15 protein-coding genes are annotated in these 16292 nt (G+C 66.2%); 6 read left to right on the forward strand and 9 right to left on the reverse strand.

The annotated features are described in order from the left end of the window. Positions 1-72 precede the first annotated feature (72 nt). The 3 genes from ABNX08_RS05875 to ABNX08_RS05885 all read left to right on the forward strand — a co-directional run bounded on the left by ABNX08_RS05875 (position 73) and on the right by ABNX08_RS05885 (position 3746). On the forward strand, positions 73-1341 hold the full coding sequence (locus ABNX08_RS05875; RefSeq protein WP_349609392.1) for an amidohydrolase family protein: 1269 nt from the start codon (positions 73-75) through the stop codon (positions 1339-1341). Between the two features lie 29 nt (positions 1342-1370). Further along, complete coding sequence (locus tag ABNX08_RS05880) at positions 1371-1910, forward strand: DUF1097 domain-containing protein (RefSeq protein ID WP_022534238.1); 540 nt, start codon at positions 1371-1373, stop codon at positions 1908-1910. 126 nt (positions 1911-2036) lie between these two features. Then, entirely contained in the window at positions 2037-3746 is a 1710-nt protein-coding gene (locus ABNX08_RS05885) for a gamma-glutamyltransferase family protein (protein ID WP_349609390.1), read from the forward strand. A 52-nt stretch (positions 3747-3798) separates the two neighbouring features. Here ABNX08_RS05885 and ABNX08_RS05890 read toward each other — a convergent pair whose 3' ends face one another. The 8 genes from ABNX08_RS05890 to ABNX08_RS05925 all read right to left on the reverse strand — a co-directional run bounded on the left by ABNX08_RS05890 (position 3799) and on the right by ABNX08_RS05925 (position 10862). Then, positions 3799-4641 (reverse strand): phosphodiesterase, encoded by an 843-nt coding sequence (locus ABNX08_RS05890; protein WP_022534240.1) that lies wholly within the window; start codon positions 4639-4641, stop codon positions 3799-3801. After that, positions 4638-5696, reverse strand: a complete 1059-nt coding sequence (locus ABNX08_RS05895) for an ABC transporter ATP-binding protein (protein WP_022534241.1) — start codon at positions 5694-5696, stop codon at positions 4638-4640. The genes ABNX08_RS05890 and ABNX08_RS05895 overlap by 4 nt, the downstream gene beginning before the upstream one ends. Beyond that, on the reverse strand, positions 5689-6573 hold the full coding sequence (locus tag ABNX08_RS05900; RefSeq protein ID WP_022534242.1) for an ABC transporter permease: 885 nt from the start codon (positions 6571-6573) through the stop codon (positions 5689-5691). The genes ABNX08_RS05895 and ABNX08_RS05900 overlap by 8 nt, the downstream gene beginning before the upstream one ends. 10 nt (positions 6574-6583) lie before the next feature. Next, on the reverse strand, positions 6584-7402 hold the full coding sequence (locus tag ABNX08_RS05905) for an ABC transporter permease (protein WP_022534243.1): 819 nt from the start codon (positions 7400-7402) through the stop codon (positions 6584-6586). 79 nt (positions 7403-7481) lie between these two features. Beyond that, a complete protein-coding gene (locus tag ABNX08_RS05910; protein ID WP_349609386.1) occupies positions 7482-8504 on the reverse strand; it encodes an ABC transporter substrate-binding protein in 1023 nt (340 codons plus the stop codon). A gap of 37 nt (positions 8505-8541) precedes the next feature. Beyond that, positions 8542-9624 (reverse strand): LacI family DNA-binding transcriptional regulator, encoded by a 1083-nt coding sequence (locus ABNX08_RS05915; RefSeq protein WP_022534245.1) that lies wholly within the window; start codon positions 9622-9624, stop codon positions 8542-8544. Between the two features lie 380 nt (positions 9625-10004). Next, positions 10005-10298: a hypothetical protein gene (locus ABNX08_RS05920; RefSeq protein WP_022534246.1), complete on the reverse strand. Its 294-nt coding sequence runs from the start codon at positions 10296-10298 to the stop codon at positions 10005-10007. 378 nt (positions 10299-10676) lie between these two features. Further along, positions 10677-10862, reverse strand: coding sequence for a hypothetical protein (locus tag ABNX08_RS05925; protein ID WP_022534247.1), 186 nt, complete (start codon positions 10860-10862; stop codon positions 10677-10679). A gap of 347 nt (positions 10863-11209) precedes the next feature. Here ABNX08_RS05925 and ABNX08_RS05930 point away from each other — a divergent pair, with 347 nt between their 5' ends. Further along, positions 11210-12103: a CoA ester lyase gene (locus ABNX08_RS05930; RefSeq protein WP_022534248.1), complete on the forward strand. Its 894-nt coding sequence runs from the start codon at positions 11210-11212 to the stop codon at positions 12101-12103. A 31-nt stretch (positions 12104-12134) separates the two neighbouring features. On the opposite strand, the gene ABNX08_RS05935 is transcribed toward ABNX08_RS05930, so the two are convergent. Then, entirely contained in the window at positions 12135-13106 is a 972-nt protein-coding gene (locus tag ABNX08_RS05935) for a helix-turn-helix domain-containing protein (RefSeq protein ID WP_349609383.1), read from the reverse strand. 67 nt (positions 13107-13173) lie between these two features. Between ABNX08_RS05935 and pruA the strand changes: the two genes are divergently transcribed. Together pruA and ABNX08_RS05945 are read left to right on the forward strand one after the other, a co-directional pair. After that, positions 13174-14724, forward strand: coding sequence for an L-glutamate gamma-semialdehyde dehydrogenase (gene pruA / locus ABNX08_RS05940; RefSeq protein WP_041681299.1), 1551 nt, complete (start codon positions 13174-13176; stop codon positions 14722-14724). Positions 14725-15132: 408 nt separating this feature from the next. Beyond that, on the forward strand, positions 15133-16236 hold the full coding sequence (locus ABNX08_RS05945; protein WP_022534251.1) for a branched-chain amino acid ABC transporter substrate-binding protein: 1104 nt from the start codon (positions 15133-15135) through the stop codon (positions 16234-16236). The last annotated feature ends 56 nt before the right edge of the window (positions 16237-16292 follow it).

Here is a 16292-nt window from a genome sequence, read left to right on the forward strand (position 1 = left end):
CCGCTTCATTTGGAGGGCGGCAGCGATACCGCATGGCTTCGTCCCGAAAAAAGAGACCTGAGGAGACAAGCCATGCAACTGGATCTGCTGATCCGGGACGCCTGCGTCCACGACGACGCACCCCTTACCGATATCGCCATCCGCGACGGCCGCATTGCCGCGATGGAACCCGGCATCGACGCGCCGGCGCATGCAGTGATCGAGGCCGGCGGGCGCGCGGCCATCCCGGGGCTGGTCGAGCCCCACCTCCACCTGGACAAGGCCCTGCTGCACCGCCGGCTGCCGGCGCGCTTCGGCACGCTGGACGAGGCCATCCGCGTCACCGGCATCCTGAAGAGCAAGCAGCAGCGCCAGGACGTGCTGGACCGCTCCCGGCAGGTGCTGGACATGGCGGTCAGGCACGGCACCGTGGCCATCCGCGCCCACCCCGATGTCGACCTGATCCAGGGGCTGATCGGGGTGGAGACGCTGCTGGAACTGAAGGCGGAGTACCAGGACCTGCTCGACCTGCAGATCGTGGCCTTCCCGCAAGAGGGCATCCTGAAGTCCCAGGGCACTCGCGAGCTGATGATGGAGGCCATGGACATGGGCGCCGACGTGGTGGGCGGCTGCCCGTACAACGAGCTGACCTGGGCCGACACTGTGCGGCATATCGACATGGTCTTCGAGCTGGCGCAACGGTATGACGCGCCGGTCGACATGCATGCCGACTTCGCCGACGACACCGGCGACCAGCGCTTTGCCGCGGTGTCGTACATCGCGCAGAAAACGATCGAGGCCGGCTACCAGGGACGCGTCTCGCTGGGCCATGTCACCAGCCTCGGCGCGCTCGACGCGGATCAGCTGCAGCCGCTGATCGGGCAGATACGCGAGGCCGGCATCAGCATCGTCACGCTGCCCGCCACCGATCTCTACCTGGGCGGGCGCAAGGACGTACAGAACCAGCGCCGCGGGCTCGCGCCGGTGAAGGCCCTGCACAGCGGCGGGGTCAACGTGGCGTATTCCTCGAACAACATCCGCAATGCGTTCACGCCGTTCGGCAAGGCAGACATGCTGCAGATCGGCAACATGCTCGCGCACGTGGCCCAGTTCGGCGTGCCGGAGCACCAGCTGGCGGTGCTCGACATGGGCACGCACAACGCGGCGCGCGCCATCGGGCTGCACGAGACCTACGGCCTGGCGGTCGGCCGGCAGGCTGACCTGGTGATCCTCGACACCTTCAAGGTGGCGGATGTGCTGATCGATATCCCCCCGCGCCTGTGGGTGGTGAAGCGCGGAAAGATCACCGTAGTCACCCAGCATCGCTGTGAAATCCACCGGCACGGGTGCTGCGCGCACTGACGCCACGCCAGTCCAACAAGGAGACGATCATGAGAAAGCTGCCTGCCGAAGTCGTGGCTTCACTGCTTGCCATCACCACGGTTCCCATTGCCGCGCACGCCTCGCACCTGCCGCCATGGGCCATTTTCATCAGTTGGGCCGCGACCTTTGCCATGGGCGGGCCGACGCCGGAGAACCTGAAGAAGATATGGCCGACCCTGCCGGTGGGCTCGCTGTTTGCCTTCGTGATCGTGCTCTGCTTCAGGCAGGCGGCCGAGCAGTTCTCGGGGCCCGCCCTCATCGTGGCGGAGATGGTGATCCTGTTCATGCTCAATGCCTCGATGATGTTCCTCGCGCGCGTGTTCGCCACGCTGCGCTTTATCCCCGGCATGTTCTTCGGCTTTGCCTCGTACTTCGCCACGCTGTTCGGTGGCTTTGGTCCCGTACCGGGCGATCCGGTCGTCGCGCTCGGTGCAGTCGTCGCCATGAACGCGCTGGGACCGGCATATGCGTGGATCAAGCAGCGCTATGCCGCCCCGGAAGGCGCTACCCGTCAGCCGTGGCATGTGGAAGAGCGAGGCCTGAGCTGACGTGTCCTGCCGGGGTTTCGCGCAAGCGGCGACACGGCCCCGGCACCACCATTGATTCGACATCACGGCAGCCGGCGCAGGGAGGCAATGCGCTGCCCGGCTGCTGCGTTTCCGGGGGAAGAGGGTATGGAATATCTGAGTGAAGTGGATCGCTGCAGTGCCGGCACATCGCGCCGGACATTCCTGGCCGGCTCTGCAGCGCTGGCGGGCAGCACGGTGTTGCCTGCCGTCGCACACGAGGCGCCGCCAGCCGGGCGCGCGGGCCTGGCACGTTCGTCCGCGGGCATGGTCACGAGCCCGCATGAACTCGCCAGCCAGGCGGGGCTGGAAGTGCTGAAGGCCGGGGGCAACGCCATCGAGGCAGCGATCGCCATCGGCGCGGTGCTGAGCGTGACGTATCCCCACTTTACCGGGCTGGGGGGCGATGCCTTCCTGGTGGTCAGCGATCGCGACGGCAGCGTGCGCACGTTTTCCGGCATCGGTCAGGCCGCGTCGCAGACCCCGGGCTATGCCGGCGCCATTCCGCTGCGGGGGCCCGGCGCGGCCCTCACTGCCGCGGCCACCGTTGCCATCTGGGACCGTGCCTTTGCCTTCAGCCGCAGTCACTGGGGCGGTGCCCAGCCCTGGTCCGGCTTGCTGGCGCGGGCAACGGAGTACGCCGCCAACGGGTTTCCCGTCACGCCTTCACAGTGCTTCTGGCAAGAGTTCCGCACGGCGGACCTGGCAGGCTGGAACGGCTTCGGCCGGGTCTTCATGCCGGACGGACGCATGCCGAAGCCCGGCGCAATGTTCCGGCAGCCCGAACTGGCCCGCACCCTGGACCGGGTCGCGACGCAGGGCGGGCGGGAGTTCTATGAGGGCGACGTGGCGGGGCGGCTCGCCGCCGGGTTGGCGAAGGCCGGCTCCCCGTTGCGCAGCGAAGACCTGGCGCGTTGCCAGGCGCGGGAAGAAGTGCCGCTGCGCGTCGCCTACCGCGGTGGCGAGTTGCTTGGCCTGCGTCCGCCCACGCAAGGCGTGACCACGCTGGAGATCATGGGGATCCTGGACCGTTTCGATCTGGCGGGCATCCCGGAAGGCAGCACGGACTACTATCACCTGCTGGTCGAGGCGGTCAAGCTGGCGTTCCTGGACCGGAACCGCTACGTCGCCGATCCCGATTTTGTCGACGTGCCGCTGGACCGCCTGCTGTCCAGGCAGCATCTCGATGCCCACGCGCGGCGTATCCGCATGGACCGGGCCATGCCGTGGCCGCATTTATTCAAGCCCGGCGACACGGTGTATATCGGTGCCGCCGACAAGGACGGCCGCTGCGTAAGCATGCTCCAGACCGTCTATTTCGACTGGGGGAGCGGCCTCGTCGTCGGCGACACCGGCGTGCTCTGGCACAACCGTGGCGCCTCGTTCAGCCTCGACCCCGCGAGCCCCAACGTGCTGCGGGGCGGCAAGCGGCCATTCCACACGCTCAATCCCGGGATCTACCTGAAGAACGGACGGCCCAGCCTGCTGTACGGCACGCAAGGTGCCGACGGCCAGCCGCAGACGCTGGCCGCGGTGCTCACCCGGATGATCGACTACGGCATGGATCCGCTGACGGCACTGGGCCGGCCGCGCTTCCTGCTGGGCAAGACCTTCTCGGACAGCCGCGACAGCCTGAAGCTGGAACAGGATGCCGGCGTGCCGGTGTTCAGCGAACTGGCATCGCGCGGACATCAGTTAAGTCCGATTCCTGCACAGAGCCAGCTTGCCGGCCACCCGGGCGCGATCCGGCTCGATCCGGACGGACAGCTCACCGGCGCGCACGACCCGCGCAGCGACGGGCGGGCGCTGGGACTGTAGGGCGTTGTCGTCCGCGCCTCGGAGGGCAAGCGCGATGGCTTCAGCGTGACACTCAGTCGATCAGCTTGCCCTCGGCATCGAAGAACGGATGTGCCGGCCCATGGTCTCCAATCGCGGCCGCATGTGTCACCAGTCCATGCTGCGGATGCCACCAGTGCAGCAGGTAGCCAGGCGGCTCCATGCGGAAACGCGACGGCGCTTGCGGATCGAGATCGAGTGCTACCTGATGCGCCGGCGCGGGCGCCGTCATGGCGATGGTGCCGCCGAAGCGCCGCGTGATATGCCGGTGCAGGTGCCCGCAGAGCACACGCTCAACCTGCGCATGCTGCCGCACCACAGCTTCGAGCGTCGCGGCGTTCTCCAGACCTTGCTCGTCCATATGCCCGATGCCCGTATAGAAGGGCGGATGGTGCAGCAGCAACAGCGTTGGCGTGGTCGGAGCCGCGGCGAGTGTCGCCTCCAGCCACGGCAGTGCCGCGGCATCGACGCGTCCGCCCGACCTGCCCGGTACCGTGCAATCGAAGCCCACGATGCGCAGCGGCCCTGCTTCGACCGCGTAGTGCACCGGTGCCTCGCCATCGCCATTAGCGAACAGGTAGTCATGGTCCGCAAAGACCGCGCGCAGCGCGTTGCGGCTGTCGTGGTTGCCGGGCAGCAGCCGGTAGGGCATCGGCAGCCGTTGCAGGATGCTGCGCAGGAAGCGGTATTCGGCTTCGGCGCCGAAGTCGACGAGGTCGCCCGTGATGACGACGAGGTCCGCGCATTGCGGCGCGGCCAGCAGCGTGTCGATCCAGCGGTGCAGCGCGCCAGCGGTATCGACCATGCGATACGACAGCTTGCCGGCGGCCTTGATGTGCAGGTCCGTGACGTGCGCGACGAGATAGGGCGTTGTCATGCTGCCTGGGCCTCCGCCAGCGTGATCATATGGGCGGTATCGATGCGCAGGCCGACGCGGTCGCCCGCGCGCCAGGCGTCGCGCCGGGTGGTATCGACGATCAGCGGCGCGCCGGCGCCAACGTCCACCAGCAGCCGCGTGCAGTTGCCGAGGAACAGCGCGGTCACGACCGCACCGAGCAGGTGCGCGTCATGCGCTTCCGCCAGTGCCACATCCTCTGGCCTGAACATCAGTTCGGCGCAGCCGCTGGCGGGAGCGGCGCCAGCACGCGGCAACGCGCCGCCGGGCAGGCGCCAGACGCCGGTCTCCGCCGTGGCGGGCAGGCGGTTCATCGTGCCGATGAAGTCCGCCACGAACGCGCTGCCCGGCGCCCGGTAGATCTCCTGCGGTGTGCCTGACTGCGCGATACGGCCCCGCTCCATGACGACGATACGGTCGCCGAGCGCCATGGCCTCGGCCTGATCGTGCGTCACGTAGACGGCCGTGATGCGCAGGCTGCGCAGCAGCTGGTTGATGTCGGCGCGCAGGGTGTCGCGCAGCTTGGCATCGAGCGCGGTCAGGGGCTCATCCAGCAGCAGCACGCGCGGCTGCACGGCGATGGCGCGGGCTAGCGCCACGCGCTGGCGCTGGCCGCCAGAGAGCTGGTCGACGCGGCGGTCGGCGAACGGCCCGAGATGCATCATGCCCAGCATGTCGTCGACGCGGCGCCGCCGTGTGGCGGCATCGACGCGGCGCACGCGCAGGCCGTAGCCGATGTTCTCGGCAACGGTCATGTTGGGAAACAGCGCGTAGTTCTGGAACACCATGCCGACGCCGCGTTCTTCGATCGGCAGCGCGGTCACGTTGAGGCCGCCGAACCAGACCTCGCCACCGGCGTCCGGCGACTCCAGTCCCGCGATGATGCGCAGCGTGGTGGTCTTGCCGCAGCCGGAGGGGCCGAGCAGCACCAGGGTATCGGCCGCGCCGATGTCGAGGTCCAGCGGCTGCAATGCCGGCGCGCCGTCGGCGAAGGTCTTGCCGCAGTGGCGCAGGCGGATGGTGGTGGCTTCATGCATGGCGGGTCTCGGTGGAGGTGGCGGCCCGAGCGGTCGGGGTGGGCGCGGCGACAGGCGCCGGCGTGTCGGTGCGGGCATGTCGGCGGGCGCGCGCGCCCATGGAGGTCAGCGCCTGCATCAGCACCAGCAGCGGAATGATCATGACGAAGAAGACGATGGTGTAGGCCGAGCCGATCTCCAGGCGCATCGACGCATAGCTGTCGGCCAGCCCGACCGGCAGCGTCTGCGTGGTCGGTGTGTGCAGCATCCAGGTCAGGTTGAACTCGCCGACCGACAGCGTGACCACCATCAGCGCACCGGCCAGGATGCCCTGGCGGCAGTTGGGCAGGATCACGGTGAAGAAGCGCTGCATGCGGCCGGCGCCGAGGCTCGAGGCGGCTTCCTCGAGTGTGCGGATATCGATGGCTGACAGGATCGCCAGCACGGCGCGCACCATGAAGGGCAGCGTGAACAGTACATGCCCGATCAGGATGAAGACCCAGCTCGTGCGCAGTGCCTGCCACTGGCCGTAGAGCAGGATCAGGCCGAGCGCGGTAGCCAGGCCGGGGATGGCCACGGGCAGCATCAGCAGTTCCTCGATCAGGCGCGTCACGCGGTTGCGGCGCAGCGCCATGTAGTAGGCGGCGGGCACGCCGAGCACCAGCGTGCAGGCGAGGCACGCCAGCGCGATGCCCAGCGAGAGGAAGATGGTGTTGCGGTACAGCGACCAGACTTCCTCGATCCAGCGCGTGGTCAGTCCGCTGGCAAGGCCGACGAAGATATTGTTGGTGAGGCCGGCGAGCACGGACAGCACGACCGGCACGATCATGAACAGGCAGACGGTCAGCGTGAGCGCGAGCTGCAGCCAGTAGCGAAAGCGAGGGCGAACGGGAAACATCGTCGGTCTCCTACGCGGTGGCGGCGACGGCATCGCCGGAGAACCAGCGTGCGACGGCCAGCAGCGCCCACGTCACTGCGCCCAGCAGGATCGAGAGCGCGGCGGCCATGCCGAAATTGGCGTAGTTGGTGAATTCGTTGTAGATCGTCAGCGGCAGCACATCAAGCTGCGTCGCCAGCGTGAAGGCGGTGCCGAAGGCGCCCATGCTGGACGCGAAGCAGATCGCGCCGCTGGACAGCAGCGCCGGCATCAGCGCGGGCAGCATCACGTCGCACACCACGCGCCATGGGCTCGCACCGAGCGAGCGGGCGGCTTCCTCGAGCGAGGCGTCGAGCTTCTCGACCGCGGCCATCACCGTCAGGATCACGCGCGGAATCGAGAAGTACAGGTAGCCCACGAAGAGGCCGGCCAGGCCATAGGCAAAAGTCCAGCGCTCGCCCGCGAGCCAGTCGCCGAGCATCGCCGACAGGCCGTTGCGGCCGCCGAGCATGATGACCATGAAGCCGATCACCACGCCCGGGAACGCGAGCGGGAACGTCAGCACCGCGACCAGCGCGAACTTGCCCGGCACGGCGTTGCGCTGCAGGAAGGTGCCGGCGATCCCGGCGATGACGAGCGTCGCCAGCGTGACGGCGCCGGACAGCAGCACCGTGACCGCCAGGCTGTGCAGGTAGCGCGGACTCGTCAGCACGGTCCAGTACACGCCGGCGCCCTGCGGGCCGTCGACGCTGACAGCGAGGAGTCGCGCCATCGGCAGGCAGAAGAACGTGAGGAAGACGACCAGCGCGGGCAGCGCGAAGCCGAACAGGAGAAGATTTCGCTTTGTCATGGCAGGGACCGTGCGGTGGCGTGCGTCCCCGCAGCGGCGGGGACGCAAGGGGACCGGCGGGCTGGGGCCGGCGGCGGCTTCAGCGGACTTCCTTCAGGTATTGCTCGCTGAAGGCCTTCTGCACCTCGGCCATGCGGGAGAAGTCGACGGGCTTTGCCCGCGCATACTCGGCAGCCGGCAGGAAGCGCGCCTGCACTTCCTTCGAGATGCCGGCGCTTCGTACGGGGCGCAGGTAGGCATTGGCCCACAGCGCCTGGCCTGCGTCGGACAGCACGAAGTCGAGCACCTTGCGGCCCTCGGCCTCGTGCGGCGCCTTGTTGACCAGGCTCATCACGTAGGGGACCACGACCGTGCCTTCCTTCGGGATCACGAACGCCACGTTGGCATGGTCCTTGTAGCGGGCGCGGTACGCGTTGAAGTCGTAGTCGAGCAGGATGGGGATTTCGCCGGACAGCACGCGCGCGTAGGCGGTCTGCTTCGGTACGATCGGCTGGTTCTTCTGCAGGTCCTTGAAGAACTTGAAGGCCGGGCCGAAGTTATCCAGCGAGCCGCCCAGCGCCTGGTTGATGGCGACGGCGCCGACATAGCCGACGAATGCGCTGGCGGGATCCAGGTAGCCGATCAGGCCCTTGTACTCAGGCTTCTGCAGGTCGGCCCAGGACTGCGGCACGGGCTTGCCGCGCAACGCGTCCACATTGACCATGAAGCCGAGCGTGCCGGAGTGGATCGCAAACCAGTTGCCCTGCGGATCCTTCAGGCCGTCCGGGATCTCGTTCCAGTGCGCCGGCTTGTACGGGGCGGTCACGCCGTCCTTCTTTGCCTGGATGCCGAAGGTCACGCCGTAGTAGACCACGTCCGCCACGGGGCTCGCTTTCTCCGCCACGAGTTGCGCGAGCGATTGGCCTGAGTTCTTGTTGTCCAGCGGCACGGTGACGCCGGTCTTGTCCTTGATGGCGCGGATCTGCGTGGCCCAGTCGGCCCACTCGGGCGGGCAGTTGTAGCAGATTGCGGTCTGCGCGAAGGCGCCGTGGCTGAACGCGGCTGCGGCAAGCATCAGGGTGAGCCGGCGCAGCGGACGGCGCCAGGACGAGAACGGTTGCATGAAAGGCTCCTTGGTGGCAACGGTCGGTGGAAAGATGTCAGGTCACGGTGAACGGAACGGCCGGCGGCGCGGCGATGCTTCCGCTCACGCGCAGTGCATGCGGCAGCAGGGTCACGCGCGCGGCGGCTGGCGCTTCGCCGGTTGGCGCATGCAGCCACGCCAGCAAGTGGGCGACGGCGCGCGCGCCGATGTCGGTATTGGGTTGCACCACGGTCGCCAGCGGGGGCTCCATCACGCTGCCGAGCGCGATCCCGTCGTAGCCGAGCACGGAGACATCGGCGGGCACGCGCAGACCCAGCCGCCGCAGATCCGAGATCGCGCCGATGGCCAGCAGGTCGTTGGTGCAGAAGAAGGCGGTGGGGGCATCGTCTTCGTCGATCAGCGCGCGGATCTGTGCAGCGTTGCTGGCGGTATGCGAGGGCAGGGACAGCACGGGCAACGGCGCCAAGCCGTGTGCACGCATCGCGTCCTGGTAGCCAGCATAGCGCTGGCGCGCGCGGTCCGAGGCAACGAACGCGCCGGACACCACGACGATGCGCCGGTGCCCGGCGGCGATCAGCGCCTCCACCCCGTTGCAGGCGCTGCCGCGGTTGTCCACGGAAACCGAATGCCTGCGGCTGCGCGGGCCCGCCTGGTTGTAGGCCAGCACGTAGGGCACGCCCTCGGCGTCGAGCTGGTCCAGCACCGCGCTGTGCGCGGCGTCCGCCACCGTCAGGACCATGCCGTCCACGCGATGGCGCAGCAGGTACTCGATCCGCTCGCGCTCTCGCATCGGGTCGTAGCCGCTGGTGACCAGCATCAGCGAGTAGCCCGCGGCCAGCGCGGCCTCCTCGATGCCACGCCAGCACTCGGCGAACACCGCGTTGTCCATCGTCGGCAGCATCACGCCGATCATCCGCGTCTGCTGGGCGCGCAGCTTGCTGCCGAGCAGGTTCGGGCGGAAGTCCAGCCTGCGCGCGGCGTCATGCACGCGCTGCGCGGTGCTGTCGCGCACCATGGCGGGATGGCTGAAGACGCGGGAGGCCGTCGCCAGCGAAACACGCGCGGCGTCCGCGACGTCTGCCAGCGTCGGACCGCTGCCGGATCTCGCCTTGCCATCGGGACTATGCCTCCCAGTCATTGCCGCTGCGCTCCACTGTGCCCGGTCAAGGCTGGCCAGAATGAAAACGTTTTCATTTCGGATGGAAAAAGGCGGGCGTCCAAAACATTCCACTGGTGCGCGGCGTCAGGCCGTCGCTTGGCTGAGAGGAATATCTGCGCCCTGTATCGCCGCGTATTGTTTCCGGGCGTGATGACAGGCGAATGACAGCGCCACCAGCGCTGTCACCGGTCAACGCCGGGCGGGCGAGTGCCGCCGATTGGGAAGGATGGAATGCGGGTATGACAGTGGGGCTGGCCTAGGGCCCGAACAGCACGGATGCTGCCGATGAAAAAGAAGAAGCCAAGGCAGTGCCTTGGCCTCGATGCTGCGCGATCATGCTTGATCGGCCTGGTATGCCATCAAGCGCCATCGGTAAACGTGTCACGCTTATCGATAGTCCTTGCGCCATCGGTAAAGGTGTCACGCTTATCGATCCTTGCGCCGTCGGAAAAGGCGTCACGCCTGTCCGAGATTCTGGCACCGTCCGTGTAGACATCGAACTTGCTTGTCTTTGCCCCATCACTGTATGGATCTGGCGTCCTCACCATGGCGCCATCTGTGTAAACGTCGCGTGGACCGGTAGTCCCAGCCCATGCCGCCCCGGCGCACAACGCGACCGTCGTCGCCCCCAGTACTAACAGTTTCTTGCTCATTTCCCACCTCCCTTCAGGTGGTAGTCGCCCCCGGCTGAAACAAAATTTGTCGTTCAAATATAGATCGGTGGAAACCCTCATCACTTCTGGCACATCGACAGTTTTGTCATGTGCGGCATCTGCATAATGACTTCGCGGAATATCGGTAGTACGAACGTCCGGCCTGACGAGTAGAAGCGTCGATACAAGGACAAGAGCCGGGTGAAGTGGCGGGACGTGTGTGGTATCGATTACCTGACACTGGACGCGAAAGCTTCCTCTTGCAACCGCTGGCCATCTCACTCGGCGCACGGCGCCGACCGCTTCGGGCTGGCGGTCGGGGAGCGGTCGGTGGTGTTCAAGGTATCGAGCGTGCTGATGGCGGTGGACGTTGGGTCGTCAGATCGAGGGCACGTGCAGTTGGCCATCGGGGCCTAGCACACGGCCGTCCGGCGTGGCGGGCAGATGGGTGACTTGCCACGCCAGAATTTGTTGCGGCGTCCGGTAGATTCCACCATGGATTGCGGACATTGCGGTGGTGTCGAGGGTGCGGCTGGGCAGGTCGCGGATGATCAGGGTGGTCATGGTGGTTCTCCAGGGGTTAGAGAGCGGGGGCGCTCGTACCGAGAATCCGCAACGATCGTGCCTGCCGGGCGCAGGCGCAGCATTCTGCATGGGGAGAAGGCTGGCGTGATGTCAGCGGCGCCGCGGACGGTATGAAGTGTTGGGCTGCGCCGTTCACCCGATCCATAAGGGATGGGGCCGGACCGACACCGGCGCCCGGCTTCGACCCATTCGCCGTTGGCGAAACCTGCTTTCGGAAAACCCGGTTTGCCTGGTCGCGCGATCGCTGGCATTGTTGGCAGCATGCCAGGCCCGTGATGCCTGGCCGCCACTAGCCTAGCCAAATCGGTTTCCGGAGACCAGCGACCATGCACGACAACCTGCCACAGCGCCTGCGCTCCCTTCTTTTCGTTCCCGCGGACAGCGACCGCAAGCTGGCGGCATCGCTGAAGTCGGGGGCGGACGGCCTGGTGTTCGACCTCGAGGACGCCGTGCCGGAGCATGGCAAGGAAGATGCGCGGCGCAAGCTGGTGTCGTTCCTGGAGCAGAACCGCGCGTCGATGGAGCCGGCCTTGCTGGTGCGCGTCAACGGGCTGGCGTCAGGCCATATCCTGCGCGACCTTGCCGCCGTGATCCCGCACCGGCCAAACGCGATCGTGCTGCCGAAGTGCCGGAGCGTCGACGATGTACACCGGCTCTGTGACTTCCTCGCAGCCTTTGAGTGCGCACTGTTGCCCGACAACTGGGAGGTCGCCATCATCGCCATGGCGACGGAATCGTCCGAAGGCGTCTTCGGCCTCTCGTCCTATCGCAATGCGCCGATGCGGCTGCGGGCGCTGATGTGGGGCGTGGACGATCTTGCCGCCGACCTGGGCGCTTTCTCGTCGCATATCGGCAAGGAACTCACCGCGCCATTCTCCGTGGCACGCACGATGTGCCTGATGGCGGCCGCCCAGGCCGGCATCGATGCCATCGACGCGGTCAGCACCAGCCTGACAGATCCCGCGCAGATCGGGCAGGAAGCCGCGCAGGCAAAGCGCGACGGCTTTACCGCAAAGGCCGCCGCCCATCCTTCACATATCGACGCCATCAATCAGGCCTTCATGCCGCAAGAGGAAGAGGTGCGCTGGGCCCGGCATGTCGTCGACGCCTTCTCCAGGGTCGGCGCCTCGGGCGTGGCAAGGCTCGGCAACGCCATGATCGACCGGCCCCATTTGCGCCTGGCACACCGGATCTTGTGCCACGTGGACGGGGAAGACTGATTCAGCGCTCGCGCGGGGCATGCGGACGCAGCTAAGACGTACGATGCGCCCCACGGTATTGCTGGGGCGTACACAGGGTTGCTGCCTTGAACTGCCGCGAGAACGCGCTGTGGTCCGCATAGCCGCATTCGGCGGCAATGTCGGTGATGCTGGCATCCGTCGTCTCCAGCAGGCGGCAGGCGCGGTCCAGCCGCATGCGCATCATGATCTGCTTCGGCGTCAGCCCGAACACCTCGCGGCAAAGCCGCTCCAGGGTATCCAGTGACAACTGTACTTCGCGGGCGATCTCGCTGATGCGCAGGTTCGGTTGCGCCGGCTCTTCCAGGCGCTTGAGGAACTGCAGCAGGCGCTTGTAGCTGGCGTGCTTCTCGTCCGGGCGGGGCAGGATGCGCGAGATGCCCAGCAGGCCGGCGATTTGGCCCTCCGCATCCCTGACCGGAAACTTCGAACTCAGGCACCATTGCCGGTGCCCATCGGCCGAGAAAAACAGGCGCAGCACATCGGTGATCGGCTCGCCGCTGCGGATGACGCTCAGGTCCTGCATCAGCGTGCTCGAACCAGTGACCTCGAACAGCTCGTCTGCCGTCTTGCCGATGACGTCTTCCTTGCTGACCAGGGCGCTGCGCTCGACCAGGGTGGCATTCACCATCAGGTAGCGCGCCTCCTTGTCCTTGACGTAGAAAAGGACGTTGGGAAGCCGGTCGAATACCTGCTCCATCAGCGCCAGATCCAGTACCAGGTCGATCCCGTGCAATAGGTTCTTGGTGTCGAGCATGATTGTCGTAGGGGGCGGCTGCGGCGTGGGTAGCGCGATGTTATCACGCGGTTTCCGCCATTCGTTACCCGCTCGGGCCAGCGGGCAGGGCGCGCGCCCGACCATTCCCGTTGTGCAGTAATCCGCTGCTTTAGGCAGGCCGCCATGCAAGACGCGCGGCGCCACGCACCACAAAATCCCGGGCAACGCATCCGGCGTCGCAGCGTGGCTGCAGCGCGAGATGTGCACGATTCCGATGCGCGGACGGCAACGCCCGCCGGCTCGGGCCTACTGGTTGAACGCGGAGAACCCCAACGTGAACGTCATCCCCTTTCAGAGCGAACCTTTCGATACTTACACCACCGAAGCATCACTCAATGCCATGCGCAGCGCGCTCGACAAGGTCCGTGCGCAAATCGGCAAGACCTACCCACTGATCATCGATGGTAAGAAGATCGAGACGGCGGCGAAGCTCACCTCGACCAATCCTTCGCGGCCCGGCGAAGTTGTCGGGCACACCAGCAAGGCGGGTGTCGACCATGCCGAGCAGGCGATCCAGGCTGCCTGGACTGCCTTCGAGGGGTGGAAGCGCTGGACCCAGGAAGACCGCTCGCGGCTGTGCCTGAAGGCCGCGCAGATCATGCGTGGGCGCAAACAAGAGCTGGAAGCGTGGCTGGTCCAGGAGATCGGCAAGAACTATGTCGAGGCCAGCGCCGAAGTTGCCGAGATGATCGATTTCACCGAGTACTATGCCCGGCAGGCCCTGCGTTTTGTCGACGGTGTGGGCCACCTCAACGCCTATTCCGGGGAAGAAAACAAGAGCTTCTACATCCCGCTGGGCGTCGGCGTCACCATCGCGCCGTGGAACTTCCCCATGGCGCTGATGACCGGGATGCTGATGGGCGCCATCGTGGTCGGTAATACCGTGGTCTGCAAGCCGGCCGAAGACACGATCGTGTCGCTGTCCAAGGTCTTCGAGATCTTCGAGGAAGCCGGCTTCCCGCCGGGCGTCATCAACTACCTGCCCGGCATCGGCAGCGAGATCGGCGCCTACCTGGTCGACCATCCCAAGACCCGCTTCATCAACTTCACCGGCAGCCTGAAGACCGGCATCGCGATCCACGAGTCGGCGGCCAGGCTGCGCGACGGGCAGACGTGGATCAAGCGCGTGTTCCTGGAACTCGGCGGCAAGGATGCCATCCTGGTGGACGAGACCGCGGACCTGGACGCGGCCGCCCTGGGCGTGATCCAGAGCGCGTTCGGCTACTCCGGCCAGAAGTGCTCGGCATGCTCGCGCCTGATCGTGGTCGATTCGGTTTACGACGCGCTGGTGGAGAAGGTCGTTGCCCGTGCCAAGGAGCTGCGTGTGGGCGCTGCCGACACCAACCCGGACCTGGGGCCGGTGTGCAATGCGGCACAAGCCGACAAGGTTGCCGAGTACATCGAGATCGGCAAGGGGGAAGGCAAGTTGCTGACCGGCGGCAAGCGGCTGGAGGGGGACGGTTACTTCTTCGCGCCGACGATCTTCGGCGATGTCGCGCAGGATGCCCGCATCTTCCAGGAGGAAGTCTTCGGGCCGTTCTTGGCGGTGACCCGCGTGGCGAACTTCGAAGAGGGCTTGAAGGCGGTCAATAACACCGTCTACGGCCTGACCGGCGCGCTCTATTCGCGCGACCGGAGCCGGATCGAACAGGCTCGCCGCGAATTCCATGTCGGGAACCTGTACTTCAACCGCAAGTGCACCGGCGCGCTGGCGGGTGTGCAGCCGTTCGGCGGCTTCAATCTGAGCGGTACGGACACGAAGACGGGCGGTCCTGACTACTTGCTGCAGTTTCTGCAGATGAAGGCGGTGGCAGAGCGGTTCTGATACCCCGCGACACGGCAGCGAAAGGTGCGTCCATGGGCGCACCTTTTTTGTTTGTGGCTGCAAGGATCGTCCGGGGTTCGCACCGATACCGCGCCATTCCCGCACAGTGGTTGTGCCGTGCGATCCATGATTGTGCGTATTAGGTGAATACCCCTAAGCGGAAACCCCTTGCCTATGCGGCTCTGCTGCAGATCGTTATGCAAAAAGCCGCAAATCTTGCTCTGCCTGGATGCAAGCGGCGGCGCGCGATAGCCAGCAGAATTTCGCTCAACCAAGGTCGTTGTCGAACTACGGCATTGGCACACCGGAACTGGCGATCTGCCGCGAAGCAGGCGCCTGGGCAGGATCCACGCAATGCGCACACCGTTGCCTGCGATCCGCAAGTGAGCGTACCAAGTGAGGGACGAGATGAGCAAGAAGCTGCTGTCGGTTAGCGTTTGCGCGGCCGGACTGATGTTGGGGGTGAGCCATTCGGCCTGGGCCGATTTGCTGATTGGTGTTGCCGGGCCGATGACTGGCCCGTATGCGTCGGGTGGGGAGCAGATGCGCACCGGCGCCGAGCAGGCAATTGCAGATATCAATGCCAGGGGGGGCGTGCTGGGACAGAAGCTGAAGCTGGTGGTTGGCGACGACGTTTGCGACCCGAAACAGGCGGTGTCCGTTGCCAACACGCTGGTCAACAAGGGCGTGGTGTTCGTGGACGGCCACTATTGTTCGAGCTCGACCATTCCCGCATCGGAGGTCTACCACGATGCCGGCATCCCCATGGCGACCATCTCGACCAGCCCGAAGGTCACCGAGCGCGGCCTGGCCAACATCGTGCGCGTGACCGGCCGGGATGACCAGCAGGGCAATGTTGCCGCGTCCTATCTCGCCAGGAATTTCAACGGCAGGAAGATCGCGGTGGTCGATGACAAGAGTGCCTATGGCAAGGGCCTGGCGGACGAGGTGGCGAAGTCCCTCGCCGACCAGAAGGCCAAGGTATCGCTGCGCGAGTCGATCACCGCAGGCGAGAAGGACTACAACGTGCTGGTGAGCAAGCTGAAGGCTGCCGGCATCGAAGTGCTGGCCTATGGTGGGTACTACACCGAACTTGGCCTGATCCTGCGCCAGGCGGCGCAAGCCGGACTCAAGCTCGCCGTCATGGGCGGCGACACGCTGACCAACACGGAACTGCTGTCTGCCGCGGGCCCCGCAGCGAACGGTGTGATGTTCACCTTCGGCCCGGATCCGCGCAAGAATGCCGAAGCCAAGGACGTGGTGGAGCGCTTCCGCAAGGCGAAGGTCGAGCCCGATGGCTACACGCTGTATTCGTACGCGACGATCCAGGTATTCGCGCAGGCGGCCGAGCGGGCACGCAGCGTGAAGCCAGAGGCCGTCCAGAAGGCGCTGCGCAACGGCACCTACTCGACGGTGGTCGGGCCCATCAGCTTCGACAGCAAGGGTGACCTCACCAGGCCCGGCTACGTGGTCTATCGTTGGAGCGGGAACCAATACGGCTACGCAAACTGACGCAGTGGTGGCAGTGCCTCGCACGGCGCGGCACTGCCACTGAGCATGGGTATTGC

Source organism: Cupriavidus sp. DF5525, from assembly GCF_040149425.2.
GTDB lineage: Bacteria > Pseudomonadota > Gammaproteobacteria > Burkholderiales > Burkholderiaceae > Cupriavidus > Cupriavidus pickettii_A.

Excerpts from the sequence above, each read along its gene's own strand:
- ABNX08_RS05875 (WP_349609392.1), top strand. The coding sequence starts at position 73 with ATGCAACTGGATCTGCTGATCCGGGACGCCTGCGTCCACGACGACGCA.
- ABNX08_RS05880 (WP_022534238.1), top strand. The coding sequence starts at position 1,371 with ATGAGAAAGCTGCCTGCCGAAGTCGTGGCTTCACTGCTTGCCATCACC.
- ABNX08_RS05885 (WP_349609390.1), top strand. The coding sequence starts at position 2,037 with ATGGAATATCTGAGTGAAGTGGATCGCTGCAGTGCCGGCACATCGCGC.
- ABNX08_RS05890 (WP_022534240.1), bottom strand. The coding sequence starts at position 4,641 with ATGACAACGCCCTATCTCGTCGCGCACGTCACGGACCTGCACATCAAG.
- ABNX08_RS05895 (WP_022534241.1), bottom strand. The coding sequence starts at position 5,696 with ATGCATGAAGCCACCACCATCCGCCTGCGCCACTGCGGCAAGACCTTC.
- ABNX08_RS05900 (WP_022534242.1), bottom strand. The coding sequence starts at position 6,573 with ATGTTTCCCGTTCGCCCTCGCTTTCGCTACTGGCTGCAGCTCGCGCTC.
- ABNX08_RS05905 (WP_022534243.1), bottom strand. The coding sequence starts at position 7,402 with ATGACAAAGCGAAATCTTCTCCTGTTCGGCTTCGCGCTGCCCGCGCTG.
- ABNX08_RS05910 (WP_349609386.1), bottom strand. The coding sequence starts at position 8,504 with ATGCAACCGTTCTCGTCCTGGCGCCGTCCGCTGCGCCGGCTCACCCTG.
- ABNX08_RS05915 (WP_022534245.1), bottom strand. The coding sequence starts at position 9,624 with ATGACTGGGAGGCATAGTCCCGATGGCAAGGCGAGATCCGGCAGCGGT.
- ABNX08_RS05920 (WP_022534246.1), bottom strand. The coding sequence starts at position 10,298 with ATGAGCAAGAAACTGTTAGTACTGGGGGCGACGACGGTCGCGTTGTGC.
- ABNX08_RS05925 (WP_022534247.1), bottom strand. The coding sequence starts at position 10,862 with ATGACCACCCTGATCATCCGCGACCTGCCCAGCCGCACCCTCGACACC.
- ABNX08_RS05930 (WP_022534248.1), top strand. The coding sequence starts at position 11,210 with ATGCACGACAACCTGCCACAGCGCCTGCGCTCCCTTCTTTTCGTTCCC.
- ABNX08_RS05945 (WP_022534251.1), top strand. The coding sequence starts at position 15,133 with ATGAGCAAGAAGCTGCTGTCGGTTAGCGTTTGCGCGGCCGGACTGATG.